Annotated in this window: 16 protein-coding genes; 12 read left to right on the top strand and 4 right to left on the bottom strand. The window is 57.6% G+C overall.

Annotation, left to right across the window (positions count from 1 at the left end):
* Window positions 1-68: 68 nt before the first annotated feature.
* Together TBK1r_RS00330 and TBK1r_RS00325 are read right to left on the bottom strand one after the other, a co-directional pair.
* On the bottom strand, window positions 69-1,397 hold the full coding sequence (locus tag TBK1r_RS00330) for an IS4 family transposase (RefSeq protein WP_419580149.1): 1,329 nt from the start codon (window positions 1,395-1,397) through the stop codon (window positions 69-71).
* A 149-nt stretch (window positions 1,398-1,546) separates the two neighbouring features.
* Window positions 1,547-2,818, bottom strand: coding sequence for an IS110 family RNA-guided transposase (locus TBK1r_RS00325; protein ID WP_145206998.1), 1,272 nt, complete (start codon window positions 2,816-2,818; stop codon window positions 1,547-1,549).
* Between the two features lie 834 nt (window positions 2,819-3,652).
* Here TBK1r_RS00325 and TBK1r_RS00320 point away from each other — a divergent pair.
* From TBK1r_RS00320 to TBK1r_RS00295, 6 genes are all read left to right on the top strand, one after another.
* On the top strand, window positions 3,653-4,228 hold the full coding sequence (locus TBK1r_RS00320) for a DJ-1/PfpI family protein (protein ID WP_145206997.1): 576 nt from the start codon (window positions 3,653-3,655) through the stop codon (window positions 4,226-4,228).
* Window positions 4,228-5,664 (top strand): sulfatase-like hydrolase/transferase, encoded by a 1,437-nt coding sequence (locus TBK1r_RS00315; protein ID WP_145206996.1) that lies wholly within the window; start codon window positions 4,228-4,230, stop codon window positions 5,662-5,664. Before TBK1r_RS00320 ends, TBK1r_RS00315 begins: the two co-directional genes overlap by 1 nt.
* Window positions 5,661-5,996: a DUF971 domain-containing protein gene (locus TBK1r_RS00310; RefSeq protein ID WP_419580804.1), complete on the top strand. Its 336-nt coding sequence runs from the start codon at window positions 5,661-5,663 to the stop codon at window positions 5,994-5,996. Before TBK1r_RS00315 ends, TBK1r_RS00310 begins: the two co-directional genes overlap by 4 nt.
* A 232-nt stretch (window positions 5,997-6,228) precedes the next feature.
* Complete coding sequence (locus tag TBK1r_RS00305) at window positions 6,229-6,963, top strand: hypothetical protein (protein WP_145206994.1); 735 nt, start codon at window positions 6,229-6,231, stop codon at window positions 6,961-6,963.
* The gene (locus tag TBK1r_RS00300) at window positions 6,963-8,660 is read left to right on the top strand and encodes a hypothetical protein (protein ID WP_145206993.1); all 1,698 of its coding nucleotides are present in this window, start codon (window positions 6,963-6,965) and stop codon (window positions 8,658-8,660) included. Before TBK1r_RS00305 ends, TBK1r_RS00300 begins: the two co-directional genes overlap by 1 nt.
* 194 nt (window positions 8,661-8,854) lie before the next feature.
* Window positions 8,855-9,187: a hypothetical protein gene (locus TBK1r_RS00295; protein ID WP_145206992.1), complete on the top strand. Its 333-nt coding sequence runs from the start codon at window positions 8,855-8,857 to the stop codon at window positions 9,185-9,187.
* Window positions 9,188-9,442: 255 nt separating this feature from the next.
* Here the strand turns inward: TBK1r_RS00295 and TBK1r_RS00290 are convergent, their stop codons facing one another.
* Window positions 9,443-10,801 (bottom strand): hypothetical protein, encoded by a 1,359-nt coding sequence (locus TBK1r_RS00290; protein WP_145206991.1) that lies wholly within the window; start codon window positions 10,799-10,801, stop codon window positions 9,443-9,445.
* A gap of 262 nt (window positions 10,802-11,063) precedes the next feature.
* Here TBK1r_RS00290 and TBK1r_RS00285 point away from each other — a divergent pair, with 262 nt between their 5' ends.
* From TBK1r_RS00285 to ruvX, 6 genes are all read left to right on the top strand, one after another.
* Window positions 11,064-13,250 (top strand): DEAD/DEAH box helicase, encoded by a 2,187-nt coding sequence (locus tag TBK1r_RS00285; protein ID WP_419580803.1) that lies wholly within the window; start codon window positions 11,064-11,066, stop codon window positions 13,248-13,250.
* 273 nt (window positions 13,251-13,523) lie between these two features.
* Window positions 13,524-14,303, top strand: a complete 780-nt coding sequence (locus tag TBK1r_RS00280; RefSeq protein WP_095736631.1) for an NRDE family protein — start codon at window positions 13,524-13,526, stop codon at window positions 14,301-14,303.
* A gap of 122 nt (window positions 14,304-14,425) precedes the next feature.
* The gene (locus tag TBK1r_RS00275) at window positions 14,426-15,634 is read left to right on the top strand and encodes a peptidase MA family metallohydrolase (RefSeq protein WP_419580802.1); all 1,209 of its coding nucleotides are present in this window, start codon (window positions 14,426-14,428) and stop codon (window positions 15,632-15,634) included.
* A gap of 223 nt (window positions 15,635-15,857) precedes the next feature.
* Entirely contained in the window at window positions 15,858-15,956 is a 99-nt protein-coding gene (locus TBK1r_RS38065) for a 50S ribosomal protein bL37 (RefSeq protein ID WP_372894368.1), read from the top strand.
* Between the two features lie 36 nt (window positions 15,957-15,992).
* A complete protein-coding gene (locus TBK1r_RS00270; protein WP_145206989.1) occupies window positions 15,993-16,529 on the top strand; it encodes a 3-hydroxyacyl-ACP dehydratase FabZ family protein in 537 nt (178 codons plus the stop codon).
* A 64-nt stretch (window positions 16,530-16,593) separates the two neighbouring features.
* Window positions 16,594-17,124: a Holliday junction resolvase RuvX gene (gene ruvX, locus TBK1r_RS00265; protein ID WP_145206988.1), complete on the top strand. Its 531-nt coding sequence runs from the start codon at window positions 16,594-16,596 to the stop codon at window positions 17,122-17,124.
* Between the two features lie 68 nt (window positions 17,125-17,192).
* Here ruvX and TBK1r_RS00260 read toward each other — a convergent pair whose 3' ends face one another.
* Entirely contained in the window at window positions 17,193-17,411 is a 219-nt protein-coding gene (locus TBK1r_RS00260; RefSeq protein WP_095736634.1) for a hypothetical protein, read from the bottom strand.
* Window positions 17,412-17,546: the final 135 nt, after the last annotated feature.

Below are 17,546 nucleotides of genomic sequence, written 5' to 3'. Positions count from 1 at the left end.
CTTCCGCTACGATCAAATCGGTCACTTGAACAATCGACCTCCCCTCGCTTCGCTCGACCCCATAGGCATCAAGTTAAGGAATATTCGAGCAAGTTGGGATCGCGGAGCAATTCCGCAGTTCCCGGCTTTTTCCGCCTTTTTGTTCGCTTGCAGATCGGTAGGACTCGGTTTCGGATTTTTGCGAGATATTCGCAAAGTCTTGAATGCGATACGAGGCAACTGGCCAATTCATCCATCCAATTTGCAAGCCGCTTAGCTATCTTTGCGAAGCTTAGCGATGAATTCTCGAACCAGCCCGCCAGTATGACCAACCACTGCTGGAGAAGTGCACCACAGAGGCGGACCCAAAACCGGGCCATCGAAATGGTGTCCGTGCGCCCATCCATCAGATCGATCTGGCAGTACGTTTTCCATCGCTTGAAGAGCAATTCAATTTGCCAGCGGCTGCGGTACAAAACGATCGCCTCTTGGACGCTCAATTGCTCTACTGCAAGATTGGTGGCTAAAAAGTTCCAGTCGCAAGCCGCCAAGCGGTCCTGACTCGGTGTACGGCCCTTCTTTTTCGCCCGTTTGCGAACTTCCCTGCGACGTTTCGCGGCGATTGCCTTGGGGATTCGCCATGCGATCAATCGGCAGTCCAGCGGAGTGCCTTGGCCGACTGTGACGTCGCAGTCGATCAGTGAGTCATTTTGTCGGCTCAGCCAAGCAACTAGCCCTTCGGAGTGATCGTCCACCTTGATTTTCACGTTGTAAAGCAATCGCGTCAGGAAAAAGGCTCCCCACGCTGCATAACACGAAAGGACGGCGGATGAGAAATAGCCGAGGTCAGCGATTCGAAGTGAGCCTTTCTGGAGTGGCACGACTTGACGGTTTGTTGCCTGATCGGGCGACTTCCCTGGTTCGAGTTGAATGCACTGCAACTCCCCATTGGCCAGGTCAAGTTCGGTTTGAAGCTTCACTGCAGCGGTATTGTGCTCCCCTACACCGCCACAACCTGCAAATTCTGCTGCCAAACTCGGCGGCAAGCTGATCACCGAACTGTCGATCAGCTTGACCGACGTAAATCGTTCCAAAAGCGGGGCGAGCTTCGACTCGGAGTGCATGACCTGCATACTCATCTTGGCAAACAGCGAACGAAAGAAGGCGACCAATTGATCGCTATATCGTTGCTCAACGGCCTGGGGAGAAATCGTCAGCCCCACAGAAGCAGCCATGCTGGCAATGTCCTCCTCGTTGGCGGTCGGTTTGGCTAGCATGGCCAAAATGAACGACTTCGCGAGCGTTGAGGCATCAAACTTTCGTCGTCGTTTGATGACCTTGGATTCGGCGGCAGATTGCTCGGCAAGTTCTCCGAAACTGGTCTGTAACAAAGTGGCCAATCGATCTATGGTCTTCACGGCGGAAACTCCTTCTTCCGAGGTTGTGGTGATAACTACCTCATGAAGGTTTTTCCGCTTTTTTTCTACCTCAATTCCTTAACTTGGTGCGTATGGGGTCGAGCGCAGCGAGACATCTGAGCTCTGAGCAAGTGGCTTGTTTTCGGATTTCAGGAATTTTCGAGGTAGGGGACGATACCGGGTAATCGGCGTTTGAGAGTTTCAATGTATCGACCACAGTCGAACGGGATGCGGGTCTGCCAGACGCGGTAGAGAATCCGGATCCAACTACGTGCGAGCTTGCGTAGCACCGCGTGGTGTTTCATTCCTTGGGCTCGTAACATTTGGTAGCGAGCTTTGGTCCACGGACACCATGTCCGGGCTGCGGCTGCAAACTCATGAAAGGTTTGGCGAAGGTATTTCGGGCAGGCATAGCGCCGTTGAACATGACGCTGCTTTCCGCTTTGACGCGTGATGGGTGCGATTCCGCTAAAGGAAGCCAGTTCATCGGCATCGGACCAGCGATCACGCTGCGAACCGAACGCACACAGAAGTCGAGGCGCAAGTGCTGGGCCGGCTCCTCGGAGCGAGGAGAACAGGTGGGCATCGCCGTGAGCCTTGAACGACTCGCTAATCTGTTGGTCGAACTGCTCAATCGTTTTGATGGATCCTTCGATTTGCTGAGCCAAATGCTTAACCGTCATGGACATGGGAGTGATCAGGGCAGAGTCATCGCAGAGCAACGGCGAGCTACGAATGGCATCGAGGGCTTCTTTTTGCCGCTCCTCATTTCGGACTCCGTGTTCTCGCAGAACCCGAACAATCAACCGACGATCAGCACGACGGAGTTGCCTGGGATCAGGCCACCGCTTGAGTACAGCCAGTAGCAAATCCAGCTGGTGGGATTTGCCGAACAGCTCCAAAACTACAGGAAAATACTGTTTAAGTACGCTGATAAGCTGCTGACGCAGTTTTGTTTGGCTGCCTACGATGAAGCGTCTTTGCTCGCAAAGCCGGTTCAGCAATCGCGTCTGCTCATCATCAGGCAGCCATGCCTTAAGGGTCTCGATTCGTTCGCGAAGAAGCCTGGCCAGATACATCGCGTCGGTAGGATCACTTTTGCCATCGCCACCCGGATAGCTTTCTCGATAGCGAGAGAGTTGTTTAGGGTTAATCGGGTAGAGAACGATGTTCTGACGGAACATCAAGGCATGGATCAGGGGGCCCTTGGACTGTTCGAGCATGATCGCGATTTTCCCGCCCTTGGCTTTCTCAGTCATCTTGGCGATCCATTGGTTGATCGCTTCGGGGGTGTGGGGCAGTTCCATCGCCGATTCTCTGCCTTGAGAATCAATGATGTGGCAGTCATGTTTCTGATCAGCCCAATCGATTCCAACAAAAAGCGCGATGGATTGGTTGAGTGTGGGTGAATTGTCGTTCATGCTGTAGTCTCACCGAGTTGAAAGGCTTGTGTGATTGGTAGTCCAGCCTCACCCACTTCGGAAACCTTATAGAGAGCCCGCTAAGCTACATCTGAGTGATCCGTTTTGGGATGAAGCGAGCGGTGTGCTCGGAAGTCTCGCTAAGCCGTCATGCGGCTGGGGAGGGGATCCGTAGCACTCCGCTGGCTACCGCTTCAAATAATAATCAGCGCGGCGTTGAGAATCCGCCATGCCAAAGCTGCGCTGCGGAAAGGGCTGCGCGATGGCAAGGACGCTCAACGCCGAACACTGAGGAGATGCTATAAGGGGAGGGTTTCCGCGGCCGGGCGCCCACTGATGCTGACAGCGCCAGAACACCCTCCCTGAAGGCATTGGTATCTACACATCTTTTGCATCTCAGATCTGTTCGGAGTGGATGGCTTCGGCCAACGGCCGTTTACATCCCTAACCTTGGGCATCGCCCAAGGTCCGCATACGAGAACGAGAGGGATTGGCCAACGGCCATGCACAAATGCCTCGTCAAACGCTAATGTTGTGCATGGCCGTTGGCCAAATTGAACCTCATTGCGATGGTGTTCCTGGGGCGGCGCAACCCTCGCAAATGCTCGGTTTGCTTGCCCCAGGCTATTGATATGCATGCCCTTTGGGCAAAAAGCGACTTGTGTAGATACCAATGCCCAAAGGAAGGGTGGCTTCAGCGCCGCTGACGGACAGATCGCTTCCCCTAGTGCGCAAGCCTACAGGGCTCGGCATCTGTTGATAGAATCTCCCTGGAACGACCTTGATGAACGATCTCGATTTCGCCCCCAACCCCTCCTCCCCACCGATCCCACCATGAGCCAACCCAAAGTCTTGATCATCATCGGCGACGCGACCGAAACGCTCGATACGATGTATCCGTACTACCGACTGATCGAAGCCGGTTTCCAGCCGGTCGTCGCCGCACCGGAAAAACGGCTCTATCAGATGGTGATGCATGAGATCAAACCCGGTTGGACGATCACCAAGGAATGGGAAGGCTACACGTTGCAAGCCGATGTCGCGTTCTCGGAAATCGACCCCGATGATTACCTGGGGATCCTGTTCAGCGGCGGACGGGCACCGGAGTACATTCGTTACGACGAAGACCTGGTGCGGGTGACCAAGCACTTCTTTGAGCACAACAAACCGATCGCCAGTGTTTGCCACGGCGTGGAGATCCCCGCGTATGCCGATTGTGTCCGCGGTCGCCGCATGGCGACGGTGGGCAAATGCAAGTTCGATCTGGAAGTCTGTGGCGGGACGTTTGTCGATGAGCCCTGTGTGATCGACGGCAACCTGGTCAGCGGGCGAACCTTTCACGACAACGGTCACTACATCGGTCCCTGGATCGAATTGCTGGAAAAGGCACGACAGCCGGTTGACGTCTGATGTCCTGCGTCAGGCGTGTCAGCTGGATCCTGGTTCTGATCGTGAACCTCGGCGTCGTCGCCCGCGGCGACGATCGTCCCAACGTCGTGATGATCATTTCCGATGACCAGGCGTTTTCCGATTTCGGCTTCATGGGGAACGCCGTCGTCCAAACGCCGCACTTGGATGCGTTGGCGGCGCGATCGTCACGGTTCATCAACGGCTACGTTCCCTCAAGTGTCTGTCGTCCTTCGTTGGTCACGTTGCTGACCGGTTTGTACCCGCACGAACATGGGATTCATTTCAACCATCCGCCGCCGGGATTTCCGAAGCTGACCAAAACGCTCGACCGCGATCGGTACGAAGCGGCCAGGGACGCTGCGGCGGTGATGGTCCGAAACGTCGACACGCTGCCCAGGCTGCTTGCCGCGACTGGTTACCGATGTTTGCAGACCGGAAAGTACTGGGAAGGTCACTGGAAGAACGCCGGCTTTACCGAGGGGATGACGACTTCCAAACCCGTTGCGGGAGCGCGGCATGGCAACAAACAGCTGGCTAACGGGCAATGGGTGGCACACGGCAACGGCGATGCCGGCTTGGCGATCGGTCGCGAAACGATGCAGCCCATCGATACGTTTCTTGACGACGTCGGCTCCGACCCGTTCTTTCTTTGGTACGCCCCGTTCTTGCCGCATCTGCCGCACGACAGTCCGAAACGGTTCTTCGATCGTTACGACGCATCAATCCCCGATCATGAACGTGCCTACTACGCCGCGTGCAGCCAGTTCGATCAAACGGTGGGTGAGCTGATGGAGAAGGTCCAGACGCAATCGTCAGCTCGAAAGACGTTGTACGTGTTTGTCGTCGACAACGGTTTTCGACCGGATCCGAAACAGCCGATGCGGGACGGGTTGGGTTACAACTACACGCATCGCAGCAAGCGGTCGCCCTTTGAAGACGGATTGCGCACTCCGATTCTGCTGCACCTGTCCGAACAGACTCGACCGGCAACCCATGACTTGCTGTGCAGCAGCGTCGACATCGCGCCGACGATCTTGCAGGCCTGTTCGGTTGAGATCCCCGAAGCGATGAGCGGCCGTAGCCTTTGGCCGTTGGCGACCGGCCAGAAGGCTTCGATGAAGTCGCAGCCGGTGTTTGGCGAAATTTATCCCGGCGATGCCAGCGTTTTGGGCAATCCGTCGGCAGACATCGCGTACCGTTGGATCCGTGACGGAGACTTCAAACTGATCCTTCCGCATACACGCAAGGGCAAGGCTTGGGGCAATTACGGCGACTCGCTCCAGCTGTACCATCTTGCCGACGATCCGAACGAACAGAACAATTTGGCAGCCGATCCGACATTTCAAACAACGCTCGACGACCTGCGAACAAAACTGGACGCATGGTGGCGTCCGGAAAGGAGCACCACGCCGGGCACTCAGACTGGGAACCAGTGACTTTGGATATTCTTCCCGAATCAATCGCCCGCGATGGCGAGACCGCGATCGTGATCACCTGGAGCGACGGCAGAGTGTCGCGATTGACCGCCGGTCAGCTCCGGAAAGCTTGTCCGTGCGCGACGTGCCGGGAGAAAAAGCGCGCCGATCAGTCAGCCGACGAAGGGTCGCTGAAGTCACTCACGCTACCGGTCTTGAAGGCCGAAGAAGCTCGTCCGTTGACGATCACGTCGATGCGTCCGGTCGGTTCCTACGCCTACAACATCGCCTTCAGCGACGGTCATTCCTCAGGCCTGTTTCCCTTGACGATGCTTCGCGAACTCGGGGCGTGAAACGGCTAAGGGAACGGCTACCAATCAGTTGCCGTTTTAGCGGAACCGCGCGAGTGGGTTGGTAAAGAAATGGGTTGGCTAAGAAACAGGAAGATTTTGGAGGTAAGAAAATGATGGAACGCACCGTCCATCCGATGAATCCAATTTTCCTACCTCCAAAATTTCCCTCCCTTTCCAACCAGCCTCCCTGCCCTGTTAAGTCGCTGGGACTCGAGAGAGGGAAGACAGAATAATGGGAGTCATTGCGTTGCCACCCCGTTCGCGACCGCGTCGTCCGGTCACCTGGTTGATTGTACTGGGCGCAGCGATTGGGATCGCCAGCTCGATTTACTTCAACCTACGACTGTTTGATCTGCGTCGACAGCGGGCGCAATTGGCCGAGGAAGTCGGGTTATTGGAAGTGACCGATCCCAAGCGTGTGCACATCAGCCATGTCCCGGTCGGACCGGACGCGATTCCTCCCGGCGTGGAGGCCGCATACGTGTGGAAGTACCGGATTTATTTGCCGGCCGGATATGGACCGAGTTTTGTGACCGGTCGACGCGCCGTCTCGGCGGACTCACCGCATAGCGCTGGCGGACGCGACAGCAGCTGGGGTGGAAAGGAACAAGATCCTGTCGAAACGGTGTTGACGATCGCACTCATCAAGCAGGAATCGCGCTGGACCTTCAGTCAAATGCGTGGCGGGTCTTCCACTTCATCGACCTTGTCGGAAGATCTGCCGCTCGATTCTCTCGATCAATTCGTCGTCGAGCCCGCCGTGACGGCCCAGACGCCGTCCAAGTCATTCTCGGTGGACGAACCGATTTGTTTGCTTCGGTTGCGAAGCCGGCAGCCGGTGGAGCCACAAGAGGGCGAGACGACGCTTTACCCGGGGATCGTCACCTACATGGTGGAATCCGATCTGCGCGACGCGTTTGAGCAATGGGCGCAAGGCAAGACCGACCGAATGCCGGAGGTTGAGTGATGACCAATGATCCGCCTTCCGCGACGAATTCCAACGCACCGTTGCCGCGACGACGAAGGTTTCGGTTCAGTCTGCTGGATTTGATGTTGCTCACCCTGATGGTCGCCGCTTGGCTGCCGACCTACTTTGCCGTGCGTGAGATACCGGTGTTGCAGAACAGCGTCGATCAAATGCGCGCGTTGACGACTAATCTGTCCATCATTGATGATCAAAAGTTGTGCCTCCGAAGCCTGCCCGGCATTTGGCACAACATTCACGGTTGGAAGTACTCACTGCCCTCGGATGCGGCAATGGAACTGCGTCTGGCAACCGATGGCATCCACTCGATGGGCGACCCCGAAGTGTTCCAGTCGTATGAGTTACCGACAGGCATCCACACCATCCATTTGAAATACACCCAAAACGCCGATCAGGAATATGTTACGCAGGTGTTCGTCGACGACTCTGAAGCGATCGTCAAAACGCATCCACCGGGCTGGATCAATACGTCCGGCAGCAGTAGCAACGGCAAAGGTGCTCCGACGGCGGAGGCATTTGACCTGGACAAGCCCCTCGTGCTACGACAGATGCGTTACTCGGAAATGCATCCCGCTGGCAAATTCAAGTTGCATTCTCTGCCGCCGGAATATGATGCCAAAGGCAACATGCTGTCCATCGTGCCGAAAGGGTATCAATCCGGACCGCCCAAGCGGTTCGTTGCACCAACGGACGCGCGGAACGTGTCGTCTTGGGGTCATCGCCAGGGAATGCGGTTGTTGGACAATACGACCGGCTGGAACGGCTTGTTGGAATACCAACCGTCTTACCGAGCCATCTTGGACGACCGAAATGTCCGCTGGCTGCAAGTCTTGAACGCGATTTCCGTCCGTCCGGTGCGCGATGATTCTTCACCGGTTGAACAACCTGAAGTCGCCTTTGATAGCGCGGCAGCAACAGCAGGCAGACCGAAGCTGATGGTGACGGACTCACTGCAGAACCCTAACCAGGCGGCCAAAACGCTATCGAGTCAAACGCAAGGCCGGATCTCCGAAGACGGCAATACGATGCGTCTGTTCGTTCATTATCCGGCATTTCCATCAGGCGCTAGGTTGGTCGTGGAAGTGATTTTTGATACACGCTTTCCAAACCGAGTCGGCTTGCGTCCGCATCTGGCCGAAGGAAGTCTTCCACTGCAGGCGGCTCAGTTTGTGACGACGTTTGATGCACGTTTTCAATGGCGAAACGTGGAATTGTTGGCAGACACCGACGATGATGGTCCGAATGCCAGACGACGCGAAACGCTTCAACCGGCCCCGTTGCAATCGCTCTATCCCGAGGACGCACCGACGACAGACTGGCAAACGATTCCCGATGCACGACTGCCCCTCGCTGAGTACTCGCCCGACGGCCAGGCGCTCCGCCGCTTGGCACTGACATCTGATGTCGCCAACTTTTGGACGTTTGCCTACCCGGCGGCTGTGCCCGACACGTGGCGTTACCAGGGTCTGCCGATTCGTCAGGTCTGGCTGGTTCCGCATCCGGAGCCGGCGGAGCAGACCGATTCGTCGCCCCGCCCAGTGACCACAGAAATTCGCAGCGGGACAGTGTATCCCGGAACGGAAATCGACATCCCCGGCGGCCCGGTGGTCACGAATGTGCGCGTGACGGTTCCGCTGCCAGCGGACAAACCGATTTGGATGGAGATCCCGGCGCCGTAGCAATCGACAAGTCGTTGCGAGCGACTCGACTGGGTACAAGGCGTTGGTGTCTAGGCTTTAGCCGATCCTCGGTCACCCACGTGCGCTTGGCTCGGAAAGGTTGGCACGGCGAGACAGGATCTGTTCTAATTTGATGCTTCGATCGAGATCGAGATCAAAGGCCTTCGCCCCAGACAAAAACGGTTTGAGCTGCCATGTCAAACGGATCAGCCACGACAAGTCCCGAGTCGGTGTCGCAGGAAGCACAGGCTGGACGCGCGGTGAATCTGGCAAAGTATCTGGTCGCCTTCATTCTGTTGATCAACGTTTGTTTTGCCACTTACATGGTGGGGCAATTCTTCGTTCCGAAGACCTACGGCAACGGACTGCACGCGCTCTACACGACCATCGTATTCGCAACAACGCTGTTGCTCGGTCTTTCGGCGCACCGCCTTTGGAACGGAGACACCAAGCAAGGCACGTCATGGTTCTTTGCTGCGATCGCAATTTCATTGATCGGGAACCTGGTCTCGGCGCTGTTTGCGTAACCGAAACGCACGGCGTCAAAGCATTGATTTCCGGTGTCGCATGAGGCTTGAGCTGCAGCCCGCAAGCCCTCCTGTTCGTCATCGTTACCCAAACACCGAAGGGTTCGCGTCCAATGCCACTTACTTTGGCGCCAAACGGGGTACTTTTGTTAGCGGCAGGGCGCGAGCCCTCCGGTCTTTCAGGGTCAAACCGGACGGCTCGCGCCGTTCCGCTAACTCATTCAGTGTCAAAGCAAGCCTTTGGGCCCTGCCCTCTCACTCCGTTTCCGCTCGTTGCGAATCCGTTTCCGGCTCCGGTTCGGTGACCTCGGACACGGGCAGGTCGTTTTCGAACGCTTCGGCTTTGGGGATCGCCTCGTTGACGATTTCCAGCAGTCGGGCGCGGCGCTGCTGTTCTTCGCCGCTTGCCGGAATGTCGACGAGTTTTTCGAAGTGTGCTTGCATTTCGACGAGCGCCTTGCTGTCGGTGATGTAGAGCGTCGATCGGAGGTAGTTTTCGTCGCCGACACCTTGCGTCCATCCGAATTGCCACATCAACAGTTCGTCGGCTTGGACCAATAGCCGATCACTGATCCAACGATCGGGGTGATTGCGCCCGATCGCCGAGAGTAGGTCAGAGATCGGCGGACGCGGCTTGCGACGGGTGGGAAAATGCGGAGGCGGATCCCAGACCTCGGGAAAGCGATGTTTGCCCTGTTGTTGCATGAACGTGATCGCTTCATCAATCCGTCCTTCGTTCAACATCCGATCGACTCGGGCGGCACGATAGCGAGCCGGCTGGAAGGACGCGGCGGCGACGGTCAGGCCGAGAAACGCCAACAGCGGGATCGCCCAGGTCGAGCGTTGTAGAACGCTTGATCGGAAACGATGGATCGCGATCGAGTCGGATTGCTTTCGGATCGCGACCGCCAAGCCGATGCCCAGCAGAAGCGTGGGAATGAAACCGTAGAACGCTATGCCAAACACGTTGGAGCGGTAATCCAACAAGATCTGCTGGGTCTCGGTCAGTCGCAACCCGCCCATGATCGAGACCATGGACATGATCTGTTGAAAGAGCGCGACCACGGCGATGGCCATGCAGGGAGCCAGCACCCATGACAACGCGGCGAGCCATGAGACCCGGTATCGGACCGAGACGAATCGAGCGAACAACAGCACACGCCAGATGGAAACAACCGACAGCATCGTCAGATTAAAACGCAACGCGGAAATCTCATCGGTCATCGTTTCGATCGGAATCGCGTACAACCACGCCAGCGGTGCCGTCATCCAATAGCCCGACAAGAAGACACGGTAGTCGCCCGCGACGGTGCTGGGGTTGCGGATTGTCGTGGACGCGTGAAAGCACCGCACGACCGCAAACACGATGGCTGAAACAAAGATCGACGCGGCGAGCGGGGCCAACAGATCCTGCGGCTGATGGACGAAGCTGACCGCGTCATACTCCCGGGCCAGCGCCGCGGTGCCGACCAACGCGGCACCCAGAGCGAGTGACGTTTTGGAAGCGATCACGCGTTCGATGGAACGCCGCCGCCCGACCAGGAACCCGGCCACATCGATCGCACGCATCGGTCCGACATCGGTCGGTTCACTTTCATCCACATCATTGGCCATGTGATACGCTTCCGATTTGCTTCCGGTGAGACGCCGCGGCAGCAAGCGAATCCCCCGTTGGTCGAGAATGACGACTGAATTTAACAGAAGCAAAACCGGAAGGTGCCGATCGATAACCGCGATTAGTGGTGCGATCTATCACGTAAAGGGCCGTCAGCGGTGAATGTCGCCAATTCACGATTTACGCTCTGCCGTTTTCCGGGGGCTTGGGATAGTCTCCTGGGAACGAAATAGCACGAATGTTTGCCGCCTAGAAGTGATCATGGGATCCGAGAACGAATTGAATCTGTCGATAGAAGACCATCAGGTAACGGTCGAAAATGAGCCTGAATTGATTGAAGAAGCCCCGATTGTTGCTGCCGATGCCGCCGAGGATGACACACCAGCCGAAGCGCCGGTCCAACCCTCTGCCGAATCGACTCACCAGCCAAGTGAAGAGCCCGCAACCGACGCCGTTGCTGAATCCAAGGCTGAAGCCGACGTTGAAACCGACCAGCCGAGCGAGCAATCCGCCGTCGATGCGGTCCCGCCGGTGGTGAAGGAAGCGGTCGAGCAATCCGTCGCTGACAACGAAACCGACGAGCAAGCGGATCTTCGCGAAGAAGAAGACGAAGAGGCGCCGACCGGATTCGCCGCGTTGGAACTGCGTCGCCAGGTGTTCGAGGCGGTCGTCGAGTCGGGTTATTCCGAGCCGACGTCGGTGCAGCAACAGGTGATACCCTACATGCTGGCCGGCCGAGACGTGCTGGCCCAGTCGCAGACCGGATCGGGAAAAACGGCGGCGTTTGCGCTGCCGATTCTTTCCACGATCAATTCCAAACAGCGGACGGTCCAGACGTTGGTGTTGGCGCCGACGCGTGAATTGGCGATTCAAGTCGCCGAATCGTTTGAGAAATACGCCGAGAACTTGAAGGGATTCAGCGTTCTGGCGATCTACGGCGGCCAGGACTACGAGCACCAATTTCGCGCACTGCGTCGTGGCGTGGATGTCGTCGTCGGGACGCCCGGACGTGTGATCGACCACATCAAGCGCGGGACGCTGGATCTGAGCGAGCTGCGGTGCCTGGTGTTGGACGAGGCCGATGAGATGTTGAACATGGGTTTCTTGGAGGATGTCGAGTTCGTGCTCGACCAAACGCCCGAGAAACGTCAGGTCACGTTGTTTTCAGCGACGATGCCCGGTCCGATCCGATCGATCGCGGACAAATACCTGGTCGATCCCGCATTGGTGACGATCGAAAAGAAACAGGTCACCGCCGAATCGATTCGGCAACGTGCGGTGATTGTCCCCCCCAAAGAAAAAGTCAACGCGTTGACGCGGTTCTTGGAAGCCGAAGCGACCGACGGGGTGATCGTGTTCACCAAGACCAAGGACACCACCGTGCGGTTGGCCGAACAGCTGATCCGCAACGGTTTCGCCGCCACCGCACTCAACGGTGACATGCCGCAATCGGTGCGTGAACGAACGATCGAACAATTGAAAGACGGGCGGTTGAATGTGTTGGTCGCGACTGATGTTGCAGCCCGCGGACTGGATGTCACACGCGTCAGCCACGTCTTTAATTTCGATCTGCCCCACGATGCGGAATCCTACATTCACCGCATCGGACGCACCGGGCGAGCCGGCCGCAGTGGCGAGGCGATCATCTTTTTGACCCCCGCCCAACGACGTAAACTGAAGCTGATCGAGCGGGCCACCAAAAAGTCGATCGAACTGGTCGATATCCCGTCGGCCGATGCGATCAACGCGACGCGGATCGAACGCTTCAAAGCCTCGATCACGCAGGTGATTGCCGACAAGGACCTGACGTTGTTCAAGGACCTGATCGGACAATACGCCGAGGAGTCTGGCAAGTCGATCGAAGCGATTGCCGCGGCGCTGGCGGAGATCGCACAACACGGTCGGCCGTTCCTGTTGAAGGACCGTCCCAAGCGTGCCCGGGATGAATACCAGGACCGCGGCGACAGTCGACGTGGCGGTGACGAGCGAGCCGGGGGCGGAGAATTCGGCAAACGCGGTCGCGTTCTCGGTCCGCCCGAACCAGGCATGATGCGTTACCGAATCGAAGTCGGACGAAACGACGGTGTGGCACCGAGAAACATCGTCGGTGCGGTCGCCAATGAGGCCGGCATCGAAAGCCGGATGATCGGACCGATCAAAATCTATCCGCACTTCAGCACCATCGATCTGCCTGAAGGGATGCCCAAAGACGTCTTCCAAACGCTGCAACGGGCCTGGGTATCGGGCAAGCAGCTGCGGATTCGCCCCGACCGGGGACCGGCACAAGGCGACTCCCCGAGCCGCTCGGGCGGTTTTCGAAAAGGCGGCAAGCCGGGCGGCAAGAGTCGCAGCAAGCCGGACGGATTTTTCGCCGGAAAATCCGGCTCCTTCGGCGGAAAGTCCGCCGCGGGCAAGAAGAAAAAGAAAAAGAAGCACCGCAAGGACTAGTGCTGCCGGAGCGTCCGTTTTCGGTTGCTAGCTAGCCGAAAATGGGCATTTTGAATAGGCCACGACCCGAAAACCTCGACCAGCGGGGTGACTCTGCGGCCCGCGAGCGGAATTTACGGCAGTTTTTCGCCTTTAATACCCCATCAGGGGGTGCAGATTCGTCGGCGACGTGGATAGATTGGCGGACGTGGATTTCGACGTGAGCCCAGAGGTATCCGTCGGCCTCGCACCCGTGATCCAAATCCAACTGATCTTTGAAAAGAAAGCTTCGAGATGTGCTTATTGGCCGTTCAGTATCAATTGGTCCCAGAGAGTCCTATCCTGGTCGCAGCGAATCGCGAAGAGTACTTTGACCGGCCGAGTTTGACGCCGTCAATACAGTCGGGAAAGCCTCGCGTTTTATGCGGCGTGGATCAGAAAGCCGGTGGGACCTGGCTCGGTGTCAATCAAAATGGGTTATTCGTCGGAGTTTGCAACCGGGCGACGGCGATGCCGCTGTTCGGGCAACGCTCGCGCGGATCACTTGCGATGGACCTGCTTCGATGCACGAGCTCAGCTCGGGCACTCGACAAAGCGCTCGCCGAACTCGGTGAGACGCAATACGAAGGTTGTAACCTGATCATCGCCGATGCAAAAGCTGGCTACGCGATTCATTCCGACCAGCATCAGCAGGTCGTCGAAATGGAACCCGGGCTGAACATCATCGGTGCGCACAACCTGAACGACCCGGATGACGAGCGGGTTCGGATGGCGCGACGCCTCCTGACGCTGCAGACCTTGGATTCGCCAGTCAAGTTCTTGGCCGTGGCCAGTCGCGTGTTCGCCCGCGCACCGGTCGGACCGGGTCGACCGAGCATGGTGATTCGCAACCAGGATTACGGGACCGTCAGCAGTTCGTTGATCGCACTCGGTGTCAAACCACGTGATGCGATCTATCAGTTCAGCAACGGTGCTCCGGATCAAACCAAGTACGAAGATTGCTCGCCGATGCTGCGTGACATCCTCAGCCGGGGACTTCGCGAAGCGCGGACCAAGGCTAAGGTCGGAGCGTAAAAACTTCTCTTTCAGCCGTTCGCGTAGATCCCTAGACTGCCCTGACGTCCCATGCAGACACCGCAATGGATGCGGTTTTGAAAGCATGAGGTCCCGGAATCTCGCAAGCGGAGTGCCACGGCATGGAAGCCGTTCGACGATGGAGTGTGTTGCGGTCGCTAGTGGTCGCGGCGGTCGTGATCATCTCGAGTCAGCAGACGATCGCCCAAAACGCACGGACACAGAATTTTCTGGTCCATGCAGACACGCAAGAACTGGCCGAAGCGGTCGCACAGCATGCGGAGAAATTTCGTCACGAGTTGGCGGTCTATTGGCTCGGTGAGCCGTTGCGGCCCTGGACGACCCCCTGTCCGATCGAAGTGGTTTCCGGACCGCATTTGGCTGCCCAAGGGGCGACGACGTACAACCGGTCGCCGGTCGGCAACTTTCAAATGCAGGTGATCGGATCACGGGAACGCATTCTTGATAGTGTGCTGCCGCACGAAGTCACGCACACGGTGATGGCGACGCACTTCGGCCGTCCGTTGCCGCGCTGGGCCGACGAGGGAATCTGCACCACGGTGGAGCATTCGGCCGAACGCAACAAACACGAAATGAAGTTGCGAGAGTACTTGAGCAACCGCCGTGGCATTCCGATGAACAAGCTGTTTCGCTTGACCGAGTACCCCAGCGACATGTTGCCGATGTACGCGCAAGGCTATTCGGTTTGCCGGTTTTTGATCGAACAATCCGGGCCGCGTCAGTTCATCGCCTTTTTAGAAGGCTACATGGAGAGTTCGTCGTGGACCGACAACGTGCAGGCCCACTACGGCTACGATTCGCTGAAACAGCTGCAAGACCAGTGGCTGGCCTGGGTGGCCCAGGGCAGCGGACCGGTTGAATCCTTCGTGTCAGCCCGCGTCAAGGCCTCCGCTTCGCTCGCATCATCCCGGACCCCGCGGTCGCTCAACGGGCCCCAATCACCTACTGGCCCCCAATCGCCCGCCAGCCCGTCGCCGAACCAGCTGGCCGCCGGCGGTCGCATGGCGTTGACGGGACCGGCCGGGGCATCTCAGTCCTTGGCATCTCAGCCAGCAGCATCTGCGTCGACCAGTTGGTACCAGCGGCGACGCGAACAGACGGCGCTCGGCCAGATTGCCGATGCCGGGGCACCACAACCGGCGTCTCGGGCTGCGAATCCGGCTTCGGCTGACACGACACCCCGTCCGCTGGGCCCCCCATCGGTCCTCAACAGCGGGCGTTATTCCGTGTCCCAGCCGCAGGACGAGTTGAGCTACGGCGCCGCCATCCCGTCGGCAACCTCCGCTCGGACGAGCCGGATGTACCGCTGACGCCGGACGTTTCAGGCTCAAGATCGAATCATTCGAAGATGAAATCTTGTCACTTTGCACACCAAGGCACCGAGCAGACCCTGCCGGATGCCGATGGAAGTGTTAAATTTGCAGCTCCGGCCCAGATCGAGGGTGAGACTACCGCGAAAGCGAGTATTCTGCTATTTTCCGGGATTCAAGGACTGCATCCGCCCGTTTCCTTTTTCTCCAAACCATAGACACGATGGCAAAGCCGCACCATAAACTAAAGAAGGCCAATCACGGCCGACGTCCTGCCAGCGCCAAGGCTCGCAAAGCAAAACGCAAGAAGATCAAGACCTGAGATAGCTCGGGGCTCTGAAACTCAGAGGCGGTTGCTGTGCCAAAAAACGATTTTATTGTTGATCTCTCCCTGCTCAGCGGAAGCGAGCTGGTCGCCGATCTAGACGCGATCCGCAGCTACAATCCGCAGCGGCATGAAATGGAGCATCTGACCGGTATCCTGTACGAGGATGTCGAGACGCTCACCTGCGCCGGTTACAAAGACGTCCGACACGACGAATTTTGGGTCCGGGGACACATGCCCGGAATGCCCGTGATGCCCGGCGTGATCCAATTGGAAGCGGTAGCGCAACTGTCGAGCTTTTTCGCCCAGAAACATGATCTGCTGGGCGCGGAAATGTTGGGCTTCGGCGGAGTCGACAACGCCAGGTTCCGAGACGTCGTCGTGCCCGGGGATCGTTTGATCCTGATGATCCGATTGAGCAAAGCTCGTCGTGGTCGAATGATCGTGGCGGATTTCCAAGGCGTCGTCGGTGAAAAACTGGTCATCGACGGAGTGATCCGAGGGATCCCGCTGCCCGTCCAAGCCGTCAAAAACCACTTGGCCACGCGGTCTGCCCAAAACGTGGGTTGAATGCGACCGCTCGCGGACATGCATTGGCTCCCTCTCAACTGCAACGTGCCTTCCCACGTTCCCGATGACTGCTGATCACGGCCAAGATCCCGCTGCGACCGAACCTCCGTTTCCTCCGACGGGCCGATTAGCCGGCGTCGACTATGGAACGGTCCGAATCGGGATCGCCGTCTGTGATCCGGACCGCATTCTGGCGAGCCCGGTGGAGGTTTACCTGGTTCGGGGAGAGACCAAGGATGCCGAGTACTTTCGTCGGCTGGCCGAACAAGAGCGTCTGGCCGGGTTTGTCGTCGGACTTCCCATCCACTGTGACGGCGGGGAGAGTCAGAAAAGCAAAGAGTGCCGCGAGTTCGCCCGTTGGTTGAGCGATGAAACGGGAGTGCCGGTGCGTCTGTTCGACGAACGATTCAGCACCGCGGCGGCAAAGGAACGGCTTTCTGGAGGACGGCTCAGTCGTCAAAAGAAGAAGAAACAACTTGATGCCGTCGCCGCACTCGTCCTACTGGAGTCCTTCCTGGAAGCCTGTCGTTATCATGGCGTTCTGGTCGGACAATCGATCCATGATCAAGCCGATGGCGGCGACACGTTGGAGTAGGGGTCGCGTACCATCATTCCGAACCCGACCAGACCGGATGGGTTCGGAGGATTGAATCATCATCCCGATCAAGCCGCCTCGGCGAAAATCGTTTCGATCAAGTTTTCGAACCGACGGTCTGCTTCTTCGCGGCGTGCGGCACGCTCAGAAAGCGACCAAGTCGCCCGAATGTCGCGCACCCGACGCAGGATTTCAGCGTCCGACAGGTTGATTTCTTGGCCAGCTGTCTCATTTTGAGCGCACGATGTCGATTCCAAGACTTCTTTATTGCAAACAGCAGTCATCATGTTCAATCCCTCGCGAAAAACAGGGCCGACGCGTTGACTCGCATCAGCGGTTTGATTCCTAGGCCTGGGCAATCAGGTGAGGTTGATTGCTTTAGACCGATTTTGCCAGATCAACGCGATCTGACGAAAAAGTGG

It is taken from the genome of Stieleria magnilauensis (assembly GCA_007753675.1).
Classification (GTDB): Bacteria; Planctomycetota; Planctomycetia; order Pirellulales; family Pirellulaceae; genus Stieleria; species Stieleria magnilauensis.
Note: the sequence above shows the minus strand (reverse complement) of the source record. Positions and strands in the feature narration are given on the sequence as shown.